Raw genomic sequence first — 16,266 nt, 5'->3', positions numbered from 1 at the left:
CCGTGCCATTAGCGTGCCATTAAGGGCGGTCAACAGGGGTCAGTCACGGTCACTGGCGGACTGCCGGTCGCCCAGGTCGAGGCCGTGGTACTCGAAGATCAGACCGATTTGCAAGCAGGAAGTCAGGAGTTCGAATCTCCTAGGCTCCACTGCACGTAGAAGGCCACTCCCCGTGATCGGGAAGTGGCCTTTTCGATCTTGTACAGCTGCAAAGTACAGCTACCAGCTCAGCCGGGGTAGCACAGCAACGAACTAGCCCACGATCATGGTGTACGTGGCGATACTCCGGTTGCTGACGATCGGTCTTCTCAGCGGTGTCGTAGCTGTGCCGTTCTTGTGGCTGCAGCGTGGCGACGGCTTCGAGCACGCGCGGTTCGCAGCTCTGATGGCGCTGGACGTAGGCCAGTTCGTAACGGTCCCCGTTGCGTTGGTGGTCGGTCTCGTACTTGCTGTCACGGGCTCGTGGACGCGTACTCCTGGCTATGCCCTGGGTGCGATCACGACCGCGTTCGGAGTGATCGTCGCTTCTCAGGCATGGCCCACGACGAGCTGGGTCGACGGACGCCCATCCGGCCTTGGCGATCCAGACGGCGAGTTGGTCATGGCGGTGCTGGCCTTGGCTTCTGGCTTGGTCACGACGCTCGTCGGCCTCTCCATCGTCCTGCTTCGATGGTCTGGCTACGATTCGCAAGCCGCCCCGGTGCGTCCAAGAGGTCCACGTAGGCACGGCAGGGCGAGATGACCTATGCCCCATGTCGAAGGCCATTCCCCGTGATCGAGGAACGGCCCGGTTGGCCTTCGGCGGCGCTGGACGCCGCTACGACTCCAACCGATCACCGAGCTTCTTGAGCGCTCGGTGCGTCTCTTGCCCGTCACTGGCCCGCTGCCGCTCCGCGGTTGAGTGGCACACCGGGGACGGTCGGGTGGGAGAGCCTTGTGTACCGCATTTGTGGATGAGCGCGGCTCAGCCTGGAGTGACCGTATGAGCCGGGGAGGCTGCGGTCATGGTGTCGCTACGAAGCTGGGAACGAGGAGTGGCCGGGCAGAGTTGCGGAACCGCGTGCACTCCTGTACGCAGCGCTCGTCGTGCTTGTCATCCCGGAAGGTCGCGGCCACGATCGGGCCGGTGTCGACTACGATCACGCTTCGTGACCGTAGCCCTCCGAAAGGATTTCTTCCACCTGTTCCGAAGCGTCGCTCCGTCCTGCTTCGAAAGCGCCGAAGAGAGTCGGCACGCCGGTGGGGTTGAGTTCCGGTTCCTCAGCCTGCGAGTGGACTAGCCGGAGCAGCCGCGCACGCTCTTCACGTACCTGATCTGGCCGGAGTTGGTCGACCAGCCGGTGAAGATCGTCGTACTCTTCCTGCGGTGCCGTCATACTGTCGAGTTTACGACGCGATCGGCGCTGGAGGCGTGCGCCGATCACGTCGTGTAGCGAGCTGGCATGAGCAAGATCCGGAATCTGCACGGAACGATCTTCGCCGAGGGAGCAGTGGTGCTGGGCGAAGGCCAAGGTCGGATGGCCATCCGCGGCGAGAGCGTCGATGCCCTGCAAAAACCGTTGGCAGTCCGTAGCCGAGCCGCGAGGCAGGAAGGGTATTGGCTGTTGCGGAGGCGCAGGTGGATGCACGATTGCCGTGCCATTAGCTTGCCATCAAGGGCGGTCAACAGAGGTCAGTCACGGTTACTTGGCGGACCGCCTGTCGCCCAGGTCGAGGCCGTGGCCCTCGAAGATCAGACCGATTTGCAAGCAGGAAGTCAGGAGTTCGAATCTCCAAGGCTCCACCCCACCTCGCCCCGAATTCGTCAGTGTCAGCCGCAGAGGCCCTTGTGCCCTTCTGCGCCAGGGGTGTGATTTTCGGCCTTTGCCCGGCTCGCTGGCCCCTACAGGAGAGCTGCACCTCATTTTCGTGGCTCATGAGGGTGGGGGTTGGGAACGGCGGTGTTGATCAGGGCGAGGAGGCGGTCGAGGAGACCAGTGTCGGTGGGGGTTTGCTCGCTGGCCCAGGCGATGGCGTTGGTGAGTATGAGGAGGTCGGCGATGTCGAGTCGCGCTGGAGCGTTGCCGTGCTGTTGGGCGCGGCCGAGCAGGGCGGTTCCGGTGGTGTGGATCGCCTGGTGACAGGCGGCGAGGGCGGTGCTGGTCTCCTTGGTGGGCTGGGCGATCATTTCGGCCGCGACCAGGCCTCGCATGGCGGTCGCGTGGCGGGCGACGGCGCCCAGCCACATGCGCAGCGCCTCGTCGGGCGACGGATGCTCCAGCAGTTCACGGCCTTGGGCGCAGAGGACCTCGACGTCACCGCCGATGATCGCAACCAGGAGGGCTTGGAGATTGGGAAAGTGGCGGTAGAGAGTGCCAGGGCCGACGCCCGCCTTTTGAGCGATCTTGTTGAGGGAGGCATGGGGGCCTTGTTCGTCGAACACCGCCCGTGCTGCCTGTAGGAGCCGGTCACGGTTGTCGCGCGCGTCAGCGCGCTGTGGGCGACGACTGTCCCCAGGACTGCTCTTCATAAATGCCCCCAGGTTGATAAGCGGAGAGGTTCTCCGTACTCTAGCCCGAACCTGAGCGGAGAACCTCTCCGCATGCTAGGAGGCGGCAGAATGAGAATCGGTGTAGCAGTAGGTGATCTACGAGGGCCGGTGACAGCCGATGAGCTCGCCCGCCAGGTTCGCCGTGCCGCCGAATGCGGGCTGAGCAGTGTGTGGGCCTCACAAGCCTTCGGCTGGGACGCCCTCACCGCCCTGGCCGTGGCCGGTGTCCAGGTGCCGGAGATCGAGCTGGGGACGGCGGTCGTGCCCATCCCGCAACGCCACCCTCTCGTCCTGGCCGGCCAGGCACTGAGCGTCCAGGCGGCTACGAGCAATCGGCTCACCCTCGGCATCGGGGCGGGGATTTCGATGATGGTCACCAACATGTTCGGCCTGCCCGCCGATCGCCCCGCCGCCCGGATGCGCGAGTACCTGTCGGTCCTGCGTCCGCTGCTGCGCGGTGAGGCGGTCTCCCACCAAGGCCAAACCTTGACAGCCGCAGGCCAGGTGGCTGTTGCGGGAACGACGCCGCCGCCGGTACTGCTGGCCGCCCTGGCTCCCGCGATGCTGCGCGTGGCCGGAGAGCTCGCCGACGGAACCGTGACCTGGATGACCGGTCCCCGGACCCTGGCCGACCACATCGTGCCCTCGATCACCAAGGCCGCCGAGGCCGCAGGCCGCCCGGCGCCGCGCGTGGTCGCCGGACTGCTGGTCAGCGTGACCAACGACGAACACAGGGTTCGCGGGCGGATCGCCGAACAGTTCGGTCTGGCCGGCCAGGTCCCCGAGTATCGAGCGATCCTGGATCGGGAACGGGCCACCGGCCCCCAGGATGTTGTCATCGTCGGGGACGAAACCCAGGTCGAACGCCAACTGCGACAGCTTTATGACGCAGGTGTGACCGACTTCCTCGCCGCCCCCTTCGGCGGCCCGGAGGAACAGGACCGCACCATCGAATGGATCGCGGCCCAGGCCAAGCGGCACGCAAGCTGATCCTTTACAGCCCGCGAACTGGCTGCAGACGGCAACACTCGGACTCAGTCAGTGGCTGAGAGCTGGGCGAACAGGTGTCGGGTGGCAGCGACACGTTGCCGTGCCGCCGCCCCCTCAGAACCGGGTGAGCGGGCTTTCCCCGTACCACGGCTCAAGCAGGCCCCGAGGGCTCGGCGGGTGAGAATGTGGCCGGTATCCTGCGGGTGCGTGCCCGGAGACTGCGGTAGCGGGAGGTGTGCACCATGCGTGTTCGCTTGCCGTCCGGCGTGCCGTGCCGCTCGTGGTGAGATAGTCGGCGACAATCGCCCGCCGAGCAACACCCAGCCACCAGCGTTCCCCATTGGTTCGGGGACTGTGGCGGCTGGTCAGCGGTCAGAAGATGCTCCCCGCAGAGCGGGCAACGCCCATCCTGCTTGGTGAGCAAGGCGAGGTTGTATCCGTCCAGCGGGGGCGTGACCTTCCTGCGCCGCTTGGCCCAGTACTCGATCAGTCTGGGTCGTCGGGGGACGCCCCGGGCCGTCGACTTGGACACTGTTGACCTTCCCACTGCTGTGACGTAGAAGCAGATCATGACCTCTATGGTGCGACTGTCAGCCGCGCTCAACACCGACGTAAGCGGGGAATTGATCACACGGCAGGTGGAAACCTTTACAAATTTGGGGATGAGCAGTGGCGAAAGCGCGGGTGGTCTGGTTTATTTCGTAGACCTGGACTGGGACGACCCGGATACTTTCAACGCCATCAATGACATCATGCGGCTGGCGACATCTATCCCACTCAGGTATGCGAGCCTTATGCATACACAATAAATCCCGGTGTAGTTGTCGTCGGTGACCGGGGGTGGCGTCATTGCCTCGCTGGCGCTGCGGCTGAATCGATTATAGATCAGATCATCTGTGTCCAGCCTTGGCTGACTAACTGGGTGGCAATCGCTGTGGACGGGGGCGGACGTGTGCGTACTCCTGTGAATGCCTGCCCCTGGACTGTGGTGTGGCCGATTAATGGGAACATGTGTTCGGTTTTATTGGCAAGAAGTCAGGAGTTCGAATCTCCTGGGGTCTGTCCTGTGACAGGGAACCCTGAGCTATGACAGCGAAGCTTGAGCGGGGAAATGACGAACGATCAAGACGATCGGCTCGGCTGACCTCAGTCCCACCAGAACCTCCATTCCTTGGCCTCGACCAGCGACGCCGCGTATCCCTCGAAATTGTGGTGCGACTGGTTGATGTTGTCCGGGCAGAAGGCGTAGTGCTCGGCGGCGACCTGCTGCGCATGCTCGATGGACAACGGCGGGGCCGCCACCGACAGGGCGAGCTCGTCGAACCCGACCCACACCACCCGCGCCCCGAATCGCTCCTCCCAGGACCGGACAACGGCGGATATCGGCGCTGTGGGGCTGTGATTGGTGGGCCCCGTCCAACCGGACAGCGCCAAAGCGTCCGCGCCACGGCTAGCCGGGACCAGACCCACCAGCCAGGGCCTGAACTCGGTCACCTCCTCGACCATGGCAGCCGCGGCCTTGTCGGGCTCCCTCTGCTGGGCGCCGGGGGCGGCGAGTCCGTTCCACGGCCGATGCTCCGTCCATCTGCTCAGATACGATGCGACGTCGATGGCATCGACCGCTTCGACCGGCACGTAGGCCAGTTCCGCGGCGTGCCAGGGGCGATCGGGGTCACCGTCCATTGTCGCGAGAAGCAGCGGGTAGAGCCCGGTCTCCTCGCGCGTATCGAACGATCGTTCCCAGAGCTTGCCGAGGTCGTAGATCGGTTCGTCGGTGACCCACAAGAGGGGACGGTCGCCCCAGCGAGCATCCGTGTAGTAGCCGGTGATCAGCCGCCCAGGCGGCAGATCATCAGGAAGCATGGAAAACCCGGGACCATCAGCCATGCCGGGCAACCTACAACAGTGCAGATGATCCGTCTTGGTGATCTTCGGGATGGCGTCGGTATTGGCGGGCTGAGCTGACCCGTCTACCTGACCGAGGGCCCCCCGAGTCGTATTCCGGAACCCCCTCAACCCTGACCCCGCTCAAGTTGCGATGGCACAAGCTCAAGGTTGGATGTCACAGGACAGGGTCCACCATCGAAGGGTTCGGGTAGGTAGGCCGCGGCTCACCCACCCGTTGCCCGATTACGCGGCTGTCGGGACCCTGCCCCCGAGCGGTCCTTGCTCCGCTCGGGGGCGGATCGCATGCTCGTAGCCGGAACCTCGGCATCGGCTGCCTGCGGGATGCTGTCAGCTGCTCTGCGGAGCGGTGCACGTAATCGGGCCGGTGGCGCCTTCGGCCAGTTGCCGACTGTAGGCGCTGATCTTGTGGGTGACCGTGCCGAGGGACTCGGTGAGCTGTTCGATCTGCGCGGTGACCTGGTCCCGGTGTTGCCGCAGGAGGGTCAGCAGGTGCTCTTCGTTGCCCACGCCCCGCCTCACGAGGTCAGCGTACTGGCGGATGGCGGGCAGTGACATGCCGGAGGCGCGCAGGTTGACGCAGAGGTGCAGCCACTCTCTCCCGCGAAATACTTGGCCGCCCGGCGCAGAATGTCGCGCTCCAGCTCCAGCTCCCGGACCCGGGCCTTGAGCTGCTTGTTCTCCTCTTCCAGCACGTCGTCGGACGATAGCGGGCCGCCGGTCGGCTTCGTGACCGGGCCCGCCTACTTCGTCCCCGCGGTGCCGTCCGCGCGGGCCTCCTTCACCCACAGCCGCAGGGTCTCGCGGTTGATGCCCAGGTCCCGGGCCACCGACGCGTACGTCCGCGCCGGGTCAGGCAGGTACAACGCGACGGCGTCCGCCTTGAACTCCGGCGGATACGACTTCATCGCCACGTGGAACTCCTTGTCTCCGGATTTCCATCATCCGGCACTCAAGGTGTCCACACTTCGGGGGGAGGGCCCCTCGGCGGTGCGTGCTCCGCGCAGCGCCTTGCCGTCCAGCGCCGCCGCGGGCAGCAGTCCGGGCGGGGCAGGATGGGTGAGCTTCCGCGCTGCCGCGCGGCGCTGTTCCCGCTCGGCGCTGTTCCCGCTCGGCGGGGCCAGGGGTGTCGGGGATCTGCGGTACGGGCGCCTGATGGCAGACGACATCGGCGACGTAGCCGCTGATCGCGGTGTCCAGCGTGTCGGTGTCCAGCTCGGCCAGGACCCGGCGGAAGGTTCGTTCGCTCGGGACGGTGAACAGCCCGGTGAACGGATCGCGGTAGGCGCCCAGCCGCTGGAGCACCTGTTGAGAGGCCCGGGCGGCCCACTGCCAGATCGCCGCCACGCTGTCACTGCCGACCACCAGCGTGGCGCACGCGGTCAACGTCAAGATGACCACCAGCGGATGCCGCAGCCCACAGGACGAGCGCTGATCGGGCACCGTCGCCATTCGCGTCCTTCGTTGCCCTCGCTGCGGCCCTCATTTGCTACCGCCGACTCGCCAAATGAGTCACGGTCTAAAGTGGTCCCAGGGTGGTCTTGCCGTGGGCACATCGAGGGGTCGCGGCCATCGCCACCGGCTCCTGCTGTCGCTCGTGGGTGCCCTTCCCCGGCCGTCTCAGGACCAGGTGACCGGCAGCGAATGCACGCCGAAGATGAGCATCTCGTTGCGTACCGGCACCTGCGCGGCGGGTACCGCCAGGCGCAAATCCGGCAGACGGGAGATCAGTTCGCCCAGCCCTATCCGCATCTCGATCCGGGCCAGCTGCTGACCCAGGCACTGGTGAACCCCATGCCCGAAGGCCAGGTGCGGAGTACGCGAGCGGCGCAGGTCGAGTGCGTCGGGAGCGGGCCAATGCCGCGGATCCCGGTTGACCTCGGGCGTGGCGATCACGACGGTCGTACCGGCTGGGATGTCCACACCACCCACCGTCACCGGCTCCGTGGTGACCCGGCTGACCCCGAGCTGGATGATCGACAGGAACCGCAGCAGCTCCTCCACTGCGTTGTCGATCAGGCCCGGATCGGCACGCAGCACCGCGAGCTGGTCGGGATGCTCCAGCAGCGCAAACGTCCCCAGACCCAGCATGTTCGCCGTGGTCTCATGGCCCGCGTTGAGAAGGACGAGCGCGACATCGACCAGCTGCGCGTCCGTCAGGGGCGACTCGACGTCGTGAATGAGCCCGGACAGCAGGTCATCGGCAGGGTTCGAGCGCTTGCCTGCCACCAGCCGCCGCATGAACGCATACAGCCCGGCACGTGCCCTGGCCAGTTCCTCCGGGGTCGAGTTCGCGCTCAGCCCGACCGCCGTACGTTCCTGGAACTCCGCACGGTCGGCGTAGTCCACGCCCAGCAACTCGCAGATGACCAGTGACGGCAGCGGCAACGCGAACGCCGACACCAGATCGGCCTCCGTGCCCGCTGCCTTCATCGCCTCGATGTGCTCGACCGCGATCTCCCTCACTCGCGACTCCAGCTCCCGCATCCGCCGCACCGTGAACTGACCCGTGAGCAACCGCCGCAACCGGGTGTGCTCCGGCGGGTCCATGAAGACGAAGAGCCCATCCTCCCGCTCCGCCACCTCCGCCTTCAGCGGCTCCGCCGCATCCATCTCGGCCACCTCGTGCGGCTGCAACGACGTCGCGTCCCGATGGCGCACCTTGTCGGCGCTGAAACGCGCGTCCGACAACACCGTGCGGGCCTCCTCGAACCCCGTCACCAGCCACGCCCGCGCGCCATTCAGCAGATCCAACGGCCGGACCGCGCCCTCCCCCCGCAGCCCCGGCGGCGGATCGAACGGGTTACGCCCTCGCTCCACCATGTCCACCGGCAGGATCCGCCGCATCGCCGTGGTGCTCACGCTTGGAGACTTCTCGGTCAAGCTGTTGTCGGCCATCAGCACGTCCTGTTCTCGAAGGGGCCTTAGAGTACGCGACCGCATCTAACGGTGGACACCGTAAGTCGCCGCGATAAGATACGCAAGTGGATCGTAAGCACAAGCGGATCGCGGATGAGCGCGAGGGGATCGGGGCGCAGGCGGCGGAACGTTGTGCCGACGGCGGCACTACCCGCGACAACAGCGCATCCCGTCGACGCGGCCGCAAACTCGAGGACGCGATCCTCGACGCCGCGTGGGACGTGCTGGTCGAGCACGGATACCACGGCTTTACCTACGAAGCAGTCGCCGCCCGCGCCGGCACGAGCCGTCCTGTGCTCTACCGGCGCTGGCCGCAGCGCGACGACCTGCTGCTGGCCACCCTCACCAAGTTCTGGCTGCCGGTCGCGGTGCCTGACACCGGCAGCCTCCGCGACGACGCGATCGGCTTCCTGCGCAACGCCAACGCTGACCGCGCGCCTACGATCACGTTGATGAGCGTGCAGCTGGCGGACTACTTCCGCGACACCGGTACCAGCTTCAGCGAGCTACGCGAAACTCTCCTCCCACCGGGCCAGGCGACCCCCTTTGAGGCGATCATCGCCCGCGCGATCGAGCGCGGCGAGCTGCCCGAAGTGCCACGCTCGTCCCGCGTGGTGAACCTGCCGTTCGACCTGTTGCGCCACGACATGCTTACGACGATGCGCGCGGTGCCGGACGAGTCGATCGTCGAGATCGTGGACGAGGTGTGGCTACCGCTGCTGGGGGTGCCCGGGGCCCGTCCGCGTCGTCGGCTCTGGCCCCACCGGCCTGAACCGACGTCCCTGGCCTGATCGATCCCGTCCTCAAGGAGGGACCGGTGAGCATCCCTACCCGCCACTACGACCGCGATCAGGTCCGTCTGTGAATCCAGGCCGGCGAGGCAGCCGCGCAGGAAGGCCTCCAGGGAGGACCCTTCTTAGACCGTGACTCATTTGGGGGTTGATCGTTAGCTCATTCGTGGATGCGTTCCTTCAGCGGCTGGTGCCGGATGAGTTGTGGGAGTTGTTCCTTCGGGTGGTCCCGCCGGCGTCGGCGTGCCCGCAAGGCGGTGGACGTCGGCGGGACCACCCGATCTGTTGACAGCGCTACTTACCGGGGGGCTCGTGTATGGGCGAAGACGACCGCTCACCCAGCCGTTGCCCGATCACGCGGCTGTCGGGACCCTGCCCCCGAGCGGTCCTTGCTCCGCTCGGGGGCGGATCGCATGCTCGTAGCCGGAACCTCGGCATCGGCTGCCTGCGGGATGCTGTCAGCTGCTCTGCGGAGCGGTGCACGTAATCGGGCCGGTGGCGCCTTCGGCCAGTTGCCGACTGTAGGCGCTGATCTTGTGGGTGACCGTGCCGAGGGACTCGGTGAGCTGTTCGATCTGCGCGGTGACCTGGTCCCGGTGTTGCCGCAGGAGGGTCAGCAGGTGCTCTTCGTTGCCCACGCCCTGCCTCACGAGGTCAGCGTACTGGCGGATGGCGGGCAGTGACATGCCGGAGGCGCGCAGGTTGACGCAGACAGCCACTCCACGTCCCTGTCGCTGTAGAGGCGCCGGCCACCTGGGCCACGCCGTACGGGTGCGACCAGGATGCCCTCGCGTTCGTAGAAGCGCAGCGCGTGGACGCTCAGGCCGGTGCGTTCGGCGACCTGCCCGATGCTCAGGCCTGGGTTCGTTTCTGGCATGGGTCAAGGTTAGGGCTTGATCTGGAGCCGGCCACAGCCTCCGGCTCTTTCTATGCCCTGTGGAAGCATGACAGCGGCACGGATCTCGCCAGGTTGCCGGTGATCTTCTGCGGCGACGACGGGGAGCTGTACATCGCGGCGCGCGATCTACCCGAGCTGCTCCGCCTGCTCGCGGCCGAGGACGAGGGCGAGCCCGCCCATGGGGCCTACGTCGCGTGGCTCAGGCGCACCTTGGGGCTGACGCCCGTCGAGGACCCCGCCGCCATCTACCAAGCCGCGCTCGTCGAGTACGGGCGAGCGTTCGCTGACTGGTGGCTGACCTTCGACGACGAGGATTCGATCATCGCTGACCTGTTGGACGAGCTGGAGGAGTGCAATCTCTGAGCCTTCCGCTCACGGCCGCTTTCCTCAGGGTTCGTCAGGCTCCGACACCAAACGTACGGGCCACCTCGCCAGAACCGGCCTGCCATGCTGCCGGTCAGCACCGAGCAGGCCGCATCCACCGGTTCCTCATACGATCTGAATCCCGCCGCCGGTGAAATCCAGGTGACATCTCGCATCACTTGCCACATTGTTGGGGCTCGATCGGTGAGTCTTGTCCGTGGCGCCAGTCAGTATGTGTATGACGATGATTGTTCGTGAGACCAAAGGCCGCGATACCAGCCCTGGGCACGTTATGCCCGACAACCCAGATGAGCGAGGCATCGTGTCCAGCCCGCAACCCACCAAGACCGCGGCTGCCGTTTCCGGCCGCACCCCGGCCGTGATCAGGCTGCTGGTGCTCGCCACATTCGTGGTCATCCTCAACGAGACGATCATGATCAATGCGATCCCGCGGTTGATGAGTGCCCTGCACATCACCGAGCAGACCGCGCAGTGGCTCTCGACCGCCTTCATGCTGACCATGGCCGCGGTCATCCCGATCACCGGGTGGTTCCTGCAGCGGGTGTCCACCCGCCGCGCGTACGCCACCGCGATGGGTCTGTTCCTGCTCGGCACCGCGGTGGCCGCCGTCGCGCCGTCGTTCGAGGTGCTGCTCGGCGCCCGCATCATCCAAGCGTCCGGAACGGCCGTGATGATGCCGCTGCTGATGACCACGCTGATGCAGGTGGTGCCCGAGGCCAACCGGGGCCGGGTGATGGGCAACGTCACCCTGGCCATCTCGGTCGCGCCCGCCATGGGTCCGACGATCTCGGGGGCTATCCTCCATTTCGGGTCCTGGCGCCTGCTGTTCGCCGTGGTGCTCCCCATCGCCGCCGTGGTCACGTGGCGCGGCCTGAAGCACCTCAAGAACATCGGCGAGCCCCAGGTCAGCACCATCGACTGGTTCAGTGTGGTAACCGCCGCGGCCGGCTTCGGCGGCCTGGTGTACGGGCTCAGCCGGTTCGAGGGCAGTGACGTCCGCGTTGCCGCCGCGATCGTGGCGGCCGGGCTGGTCACCATCGCCGTCTTCGTCGTCCGCCAGCTTTCGTTGCAGAAGCGCGGCGTGCCGCTGGTGGACCTGCGTACCCTGCGCCACCGCACCTTCACGGTCGCGCTGATCCTGATGTCGGTGGCGTTCCTGGCGATGCTCGGCTCGATGGTCCTGCTGCCGCTGTACCTGCAGAACGTCCGCGAACTCAGCCCCCTGCAGACCGGGCTCCTCGTCATGCCGGGCGGCCTGGCGATGGGTCTGCTCGGTCCGACCGTCGGCCGCTTGTTCGACCAGTTCGGTGGCCGGGTCCTGACCATCCCCGGCTCGATCGGGATCATGCTCGCGCTCGCCGGTTTCACCCAGGTCACGATGACCATGCCGTACTGGCAGCTCCTTGGCCTGCACGCGCTGCTGATGGTGAGTCTGGCCGCGACCTTCACCCCGGTGTTCACCCTCGGGCTCGGAGCGGTTCCCCCGCGGCTCTACTCCCACGGCAGCTCGATCCTCAGCACGCTGCAGCAGGTCGCCGCGGCCATCGGCACCGCGCTCGTGATCACCGTGATGAGCGCGCGAGCCGATGTCCTGAAGTCCGCGGGAGCCACGGAGGTCCTCGCCAACCTCGACGGCATGCGGCTGGCCTTCGTGATCGGCGCGGTGCTGTCGGTGGCCGTGGTCATCACCGCCCTCCTCCTACCTGCCCGGACGGACAACGCCGGCCGGCCCGAGGCGACCAGCCGATGATGCCAACGGCGGTGGAGCATGAGGCTGCGGATCCAGCGGTCAGGTCGATCTGGCATTCGTCGCTCTCCATGGGGCCGAGTCCCGTCGGCAATCCCGTCTCGGGTGCGAGCGCCTCCGCTGATCGCATGAACAGGCCGGCGACTCCGTTCGAGGGGTTCCAGAGGACCTGATCGCCAACCTGGAAACACCGGCTCATATTTTCCTCCCGCTCCCACGGGTCCGGACGTCGCTCGACGGGCACGCCATCACGGACCTTGCCGTACGAGGACGAAGTACGGCGCTCTGCGCTCCGATCCTGCCCCCCAGATCGTCCCATACGGGCCAAAATGGTTGCTCTCGGTTGATATCGAACACGAAGGGTAACAGTTGGTCGAGGAGGGGACATGGACGCGGAAGAAGAGGATAAGCCCGATGATCCGGGCCGCCTGCTTGTCATCGGGGGCGCCGAGTGCCGCGGCTCCGGGCTGCTTGAGCGGTTCGTGGAGCTGTGTGGTGGCGAGGCGGCCCGGATCGTACTGGTCACCACGGCCACCGGGGTGCCCGAGGAGGTGCGCGCCGACTACGAGCGGGTGTTCCGCAAGCTCGGCGTGGACCACACCAAGGAACTGCGGCTGCGCGGACGCTCCGACGCCGACGACGACGACACGGCCAAGCTCCTCGACGACGCCACAGGCGTGTTCTTCTCCGGCGGCGACCAGTCGCGGCTACGCGCCCTGGTCGGCTCGCGGGCCAACGAGATCCTGCGCGACCGGCTGCGCACGGGCGGCGTGGTCATCGCCGGGACCAGCGCCGGGGCCACCGCCATGGGCCGCACGATGATCCTGGGCGGCGAGGGTCCCGGCGTGTCCGCCGCCACGGTCCGTACCGGTCCCGGGCTCGGCCTGCTCCCGAAGGCGCTCATCATCGACATGCACTTCAGCGAGCGCGGCCGGCTTCCCCGGCTGCTCAGCGCCATGGCGCTCGACCCGGAGCAACTGGGCGTCGGCATCGGCGAGAACACCGGGATCCTGGTCGACGGCACCCGCTTCGAGGTGCTCGGCACCGGCGTGGCCACGGTCGCTGACGGGCAGAACGCCACGGTCATCCACGCCGCCGGGGACGAGGACCCGATCACCCTGTTCGGTGTCCGGCTGCACCTGCTGCCCGCCGGGTGCGTCTTCGACATCGTGACCCGCGAGGCCGCCATCGGGCCTGCGCACGACCGGTACTGATCACGCCCATCCGCCCAACCCTTAGGGAGCGTCCCGTGCGCCTCGACGACCTGCGTCACCTGAGCGGACCCAACTCATTCAGCAGCCGGCCGGTCATCGTCGCACGGCTCGAACTCGAGGAGTTGACCGGCCGGGAGACCACCGAGTGCCCAGGCTTCGCCGACCGGCTGACCGCGGCCCTGCCCGGGCTGGCCGAGCACCACTGCGCGGCCGGGCGTCCAGGCGGGTTCCTGGAGGCGATGGCCCAGGGCACCTATTTCGGCCACGTCACCGAGCACGTGACGCTGGAGCTGTCCAGCCTGGTGGGCCGTGACGTGTACCTGGGCCGTACCACGTGGGCCGGTGCCGACGGCCGCTACGACGTGATGACCGAGTGCCCGCAGGACGAGCCCGCGCAGTCCTCGGTGCCGGCCGAACTGCTGGGACTGGCCATCACCACGGTCAAGCACGTTCTTCTTGGACGCGTTCCCGACCTGCCGCTGGAGCTGGCCAGGATCGCTCGGGTCGTGGAGCGGGAGCGCCTCGGTGTGAGTACGGCCGCGCTCGCGGGCGCGGCCCGCCGCCGGGGGATACCGGTACGCCGGGTCGGCCGGCTGAGCCTGCTGCGGCTCGGCTACGGGCGCTGTCGCCGGCTGGTGTGCGCCGCGCTGACCGAGCAGACGTCGGCGATCGGCGTGGACATCGCGGCCGACAAGATGCTGGCCAAGCAGTTGCTGACCGGCGCGGGCATCCCGGTGCCCGAAGGGGTGGTGGTCTGGAGCGCGGCCGACGCCGCCGAGGCGCTGGACCGGCTCGGTGAGCCCGTCGTGATCAAGCCGCGCCACGGCAACCACGGTGCCAACGTGACCGTCGGCGTGACCACCGCCGCCGCGGCAGCCGCGGCCTACGCCCAGGCGGCGGCCGGCGGCGACGGCGCGATCGTGGAGAAGTACGTGCCCGGCACCGACTACCGGGTGCTGGTGGTCGACGGCCAGGTGGTGGCCGCGGCCGAGCTGCGGCCGGCCTCGGTGACCGGCGATGGCGCCTCCGACATCGCCCAACTCGTCGACGTGGTGAATGCCGACCCGCGCCGGGGCGAGGGCCATTCCAGGGAGCTGACCAAGATCAAGCTGGACGAGCACGCGCTTGCCCACCTGGAGGCCCAGGGTCTGGACCCGGCGTCGGTCCCGGCCCGCGGCCGGCTCGTGACGCTGCGCCGCAACGCGAACCTGTCCACCGGCGGAACCAGCCGTGACGTGACCGACCTGGTGCACGAGGACGTGGCGGACGTGTGCCGCCGGGTCGCGGCCGTGGCCGGCCTGGACGTCTGCGGCATCGACGTACGGCTGGCCGACATCGCGGCACCGATGCGGTGCGGCGGGGCCGGTCACGGCGGTGCCGAGCCCGGAGCCGTGATCGAGATCAACGCCTGCCCGGGGCTGCGGATGCACCTGTCCCCGGCCGAGGGCACGCCGCGGGACGTGGCCCGCGCGGTGATCGACAGCCTTTACCCGCCGGGCGCCCCGTCCCGGATCCCGGTCGTCGCGGTCACCGGGACCAACGGGAAGACCACGACGGTCCGCATGATCGGCCACATCCTGAGCCAGGCCGGAATGCGGGTGGGGATGGCCACCACGGACGGGGTCTATTCCGGCGGTCGGCTGATCTACGACGCCGATGCCTCGGGCCCGCGGTCCGCGGACATGGTGCTCGACGACACCAGCATCGAGGCCGCGGTGCTGGAGACGGCACGCGGCGGGATCATCCGCGGCGGGCTCGGCTACGACCGGGCCGACGTGGCCGTGGTCACCAACATCACCGCCGACCACCTGGGCGCGGACGGCGTGGACGATCTCGACGGGCTGGTCGGGGTGAAGGCGCTGGTCGCGGAGGAGGTTCGCGAGGGCGGGACCGTGGTGCTGAACGCCGACGACCCGATGGTCGCGGCGCTCGCCGACCGGCCGCGGGTGCGCAGGCAGGCGCCCGTGATCAGGTATTTCAGCTTGGTGAACGGCAACCCGATCATCGAACGGCACCGGCACGCGGGCGGCCTGGCCTACGAGCTTCGCGACGGCGAGCTGGTCGAGGCCGACGGGGACCGGGAGCGGGCGCTGCTCAGCGTGGCCGAGCTGCCCGGCGCGTTCGGCGGGCTCGCCCCGCACGTGATCGCCAACGCGCTGGCCGCGGTGGCGGCCTGCCGCGGGCTCGGGGTCAGCGCGAAGGACATCCGGCGTGCGCTGGGTACGTTCACGCCGGAGGAGTCGAACCCGGGACGCGGCCACGTCTACCTGGCCGGCGGCGGCCCGGTGATCTTGGACTACGGGCACAACGCCGCCGCGCTCGACGCGACCGGCCGCATGATCAGTGATGTCTGGGGTGGCGAGCCCGTGGCCGCGATCACGCTGCCCGGTGACCGCCGCGACGACCTGGTGGCCCGCTCGGCCGAGGCCGTCACCGCGTGGTTCGGCCGGGTGGTCGTCTACGAGGACGCCGACAAGCGCGGCCGCCGGCCCGGTGAGATGACCGGCCTGATCAGCGCGGCCATGCGCCGGGTCCGGCCCGGCATCGACCTCGCCACCGCCGAAGGACCGCAGGCCGCCCTGCGTGTCGCGGTCACGATGGCCGCGGGCCACCCGGTTCTGTTCCTCTACGAGAAGCTGGCCACGGCCCGTCAGGCCCTCGATGCCCTGAACGCCCGCCCCTGGCCCGCCGGCACGGTCCCGCCCGTACCCGCGGCGCCGGCCGGGCCGCAATCTCGCTGACCGCAGGCGCGCCACCCGGGGTCAACGGTAGTGGTCCAGCTCCCACGGAGCGTGAGCACTGATGACCGACCACAGCACCCACTCGCGTGACCTCGTTTGACCTTGACACAGTGACAACCTCTTCACTGTGGCCGAGGGAGGTGGTCC

General features: G+C 67.9%; 16 protein-coding genes and 2 pseudogenes. 9 read left to right on the top strand and 9 right to left on the bottom strand.

Annotated features, from left to right (window positions below):
• Positions 1-265 precede the first annotated feature (265 nt).
• Positions 266-742, top strand: coding sequence for a hypothetical protein (locus ABGB18_RS35680; protein ID WP_347700064.1), 477 nt, complete (start codon positions 266-268; stop codon positions 740-742).
• A 260-nt stretch (positions 743-1,002) separates the two neighbouring features.
• Here the strand turns inward: ABGB18_RS35680 and ABGB18_RS35675 are convergent, their stop codons facing one another.
• The 3 genes from ABGB18_RS35675 to ABGB18_RS35665 form a co-directional block, all read right to left on the bottom strand.
• Positions 1,003-1,143, bottom strand: coding sequence for a hypothetical protein (locus tag ABGB18_RS35675; protein ID WP_347700063.1), 141 nt, complete (start codon positions 1,141-1,143; stop codon positions 1,003-1,005).
• Positions 1,140-1,553, bottom strand: a complete 414-nt coding sequence (locus tag ABGB18_RS35670; RefSeq protein WP_347700062.1) for a hypothetical protein — start codon at positions 1,551-1,553, stop codon at positions 1,140-1,142. Before ABGB18_RS35670 ends, ABGB18_RS35675 begins: the two co-directional genes overlap by 4 nt.
• Positions 1,554-1,900: 347 nt before the next feature.
• The gene (locus ABGB18_RS35665; protein ID WP_347700061.1) at positions 1,901-2,509 is read right to left on the bottom strand and encodes a TetR/AcrR family transcriptional regulator; all 609 of its coding nucleotides are present in this window, start codon (positions 2,507-2,509) and stop codon (positions 1,901-1,903) included.
• 72 nt (positions 2,510-2,581) lie between these two features.
• On the opposite strand from ABGB18_RS35665, the gene ABGB18_RS35660 reads away from it, so the two are divergent.
• Together ABGB18_RS35660 and ABGB18_RS35655 are read left to right on the top strand one after the other, a co-directional pair.
• Positions 2,582-3,520: a TIGR03564 family F420-dependent LLM class oxidoreductase gene (locus ABGB18_RS35660; protein WP_347700060.1), complete on the top strand. Its 939-nt coding sequence runs from the start codon at positions 2,582-2,584 to the stop codon at positions 3,518-3,520.
• Between the two features lie 569 nt (positions 3,521-4,089).
• Positions 4,090-4,329, top strand: a complete 240-nt coding sequence (locus ABGB18_RS35655) for a hypothetical protein (RefSeq protein ID WP_347700059.1) — start codon at positions 4,090-4,092, stop codon at positions 4,327-4,329.
• Positions 4,330-4,666: 337 nt separating this feature from the next.
• On the opposite strand, the gene ABGB18_RS35650 is transcribed toward ABGB18_RS35655, so the two are convergent.
• From ABGB18_RS35650 to ABGB18_RS35635, 4 genes and pseudogenes are all read right to left on the bottom strand, one after another.
• The gene (locus ABGB18_RS35650; protein ID WP_347700072.1) at positions 4,667-5,407 is read right to left on the bottom strand and encodes a DUF4253 domain-containing protein; all 741 of its coding nucleotides are present in this window, start codon (positions 5,405-5,407) and stop codon (positions 4,667-4,669) included.
• 348 nt (positions 5,408-5,755) lie between these two features.
• The gene (locus tag ABGB18_RS35645) at positions 5,756-5,983 is read right to left on the bottom strand and encodes a MerR family DNA-binding protein (RefSeq protein WP_347700058.1); all 228 of its coding nucleotides are present in this window, start codon (positions 5,981-5,983) and stop codon (positions 5,756-5,758) included.
• Between the two features lie 41 nt (positions 5,984-6,024).
• Positions 6,025-6,339: pseudogene (locus ABGB18_RS35640) on the bottom strand (transposase); the annotation flags it as partial.
• A 706-nt stretch (positions 6,340-7,045) separates the two neighbouring features.
• A complete protein-coding gene (locus tag ABGB18_RS35635) occupies positions 7,046-8,287 on the bottom strand; it encodes a cytochrome P450 (protein ID WP_347700057.1) in 1,242 nt (413 codons plus the stop codon).
• Positions 8,288-8,409: 122 nt separating this feature from the next.
• Between ABGB18_RS35635 and ABGB18_RS35630 the strand changes: the two genes are divergently transcribed.
• Entirely contained in the window at positions 8,410-9,135 is a 726-nt protein-coding gene (locus ABGB18_RS35630) for a TetR/AcrR family transcriptional regulator (protein ID WP_347700056.1), read from the top strand.
• A gap of 166 nt (positions 9,136-9,301) precedes the next feature.
• Positions 9,302-9,406: pseudogene (locus ABGB18_RS35625) on the top strand (IS5/IS1182 family transposase); the annotation flags it as partial.
• 187 nt (positions 9,407-9,593) lie between these two features.
• On the opposite strand, the gene ABGB18_RS35620 reads toward ABGB18_RS35625, so the two are convergent.
• Positions 9,594-9,854 carry a MerR family DNA-binding protein gene (locus ABGB18_RS35620; protein ID WP_347700055.1) on the bottom strand — a complete coding sequence of 87 codons (261 nt, stop codon included), beginning with the start codon at positions 9,852-9,854 and terminating at the stop codon, positions 9,594-9,596.
• Entirely contained in the window at positions 9,782-10,012 is a 231-nt protein-coding gene (locus ABGB18_RS35615; RefSeq protein ID WP_347700054.1) for a MerR family DNA-binding transcriptional regulator, read from the bottom strand. Before ABGB18_RS35615 ends, ABGB18_RS35620 begins: the two co-directional genes overlap by 73 nt.
• On the opposite strand from ABGB18_RS35615, the gene ABGB18_RS35610 reads away from it, so the two are divergent.
• From ABGB18_RS35610 to cphA, 4 genes are all read left to right on the top strand, one after another.
• A complete protein-coding gene (locus ABGB18_RS35610; protein ID WP_347700074.1) occupies positions 9,947-10,396 on the top strand; it encodes a hypothetical protein in 450 nt (149 codons plus the stop codon). The two genes, ABGB18_RS35615 and ABGB18_RS35610, sit on opposite strands and share 66 nt — an antisense overlap.
• Before the next feature lie 322 nt (positions 10,397-10,718).
• Complete coding sequence (locus ABGB18_RS35605; protein ID WP_347700053.1) at positions 10,719-12,167, top strand: MDR family MFS transporter; 1,449 nt, start codon at positions 10,719-10,721, stop codon at positions 12,165-12,167.
• Between the two features lie 383 nt (positions 12,168-12,550).
• A complete protein-coding gene (locus ABGB18_RS35600) occupies positions 12,551-13,378 on the top strand; it encodes a cyanophycinase (RefSeq protein ID WP_347700052.1) in 828 nt (275 codons plus the stop codon).
• 35 nt (positions 13,379-13,413) lie between these two features.
• Positions 13,414-16,119: a cyanophycin synthetase gene (gene cphA / locus ABGB18_RS35595; RefSeq protein WP_347700051.1), complete on the top strand. Its 2,706-nt coding sequence runs from the start codon at positions 13,414-13,416 to the stop codon at positions 16,117-16,119.
• Positions 16,120-16,266: the final 147 nt, after the last annotated feature.

Source organism: Nonomuraea sp. B12E4 (assembly GCF_039871825.1).
Taxonomy (GTDB): domain Bacteria; phylum Actinomycetota; class Actinomycetes; order Streptosporangiales; family Streptosporangiaceae; genus Nonomuraea.
Note: the sequence above shows the minus strand (reverse complement) of the source record. Positions and strands in the feature narration are given on the sequence as shown.

Bases quoted from the DNA above. Each gene is read 5' to 3' on its own strand.
- ABGB18_RS35660 (WP_347700060.1), top strand. From the start codon at position 2,582: ATGCTAGGAGGCGGCAGAATGAGAATCGGTGTAGCAGTAGGTGATCTA.
- ABGB18_RS35600 (WP_347700052.1), top strand. From the start codon at position 12,551: ATGGACGCGGAAGAAGAGGATAAGCCCGATGATCCGGGCCGCCTGCTT.
- ABGB18_RS35645 (WP_347700058.1), bottom strand. From the start codon at position 5,983: ATGTCACTGCCCGCCATCCGCCAGTACGCTGACCTCGTGAGGCGGGGC.
- ABGB18_RS35665 (WP_347700061.1), bottom strand. From the start codon at position 2,509: ATGAAGAGCAGTCCTGGGGACAGTCGTCGCCCACAGCGCGCTGACGCG.
- ABGB18_RS35655 (WP_347700059.1), top strand. From the start codon at position 4,090: ATGACCTCTATGGTGCGACTGTCAGCCGCGCTCAACACCGACGTAAGC.
- ABGB18_RS35650 (WP_347700072.1), bottom strand. From the start codon at position 5,407: ATGGCTGATGGTCCCGGGTTTTCCATGCTTCCTGATGATCTGCCGCCT.
- ABGB18_RS35680 (WP_347700064.1), top strand. From the start codon at position 266: ATGGTGTACGTGGCGATACTCCGGTTGCTGACGATCGGTCTTCTCAGC.
- ABGB18_RS35615 (WP_347700054.1), bottom strand. From the start codon at position 10,012: ATGCCAGAAACGAACCCAGGCCTGAGCATCGGGCAGGTCGCCGAACGC.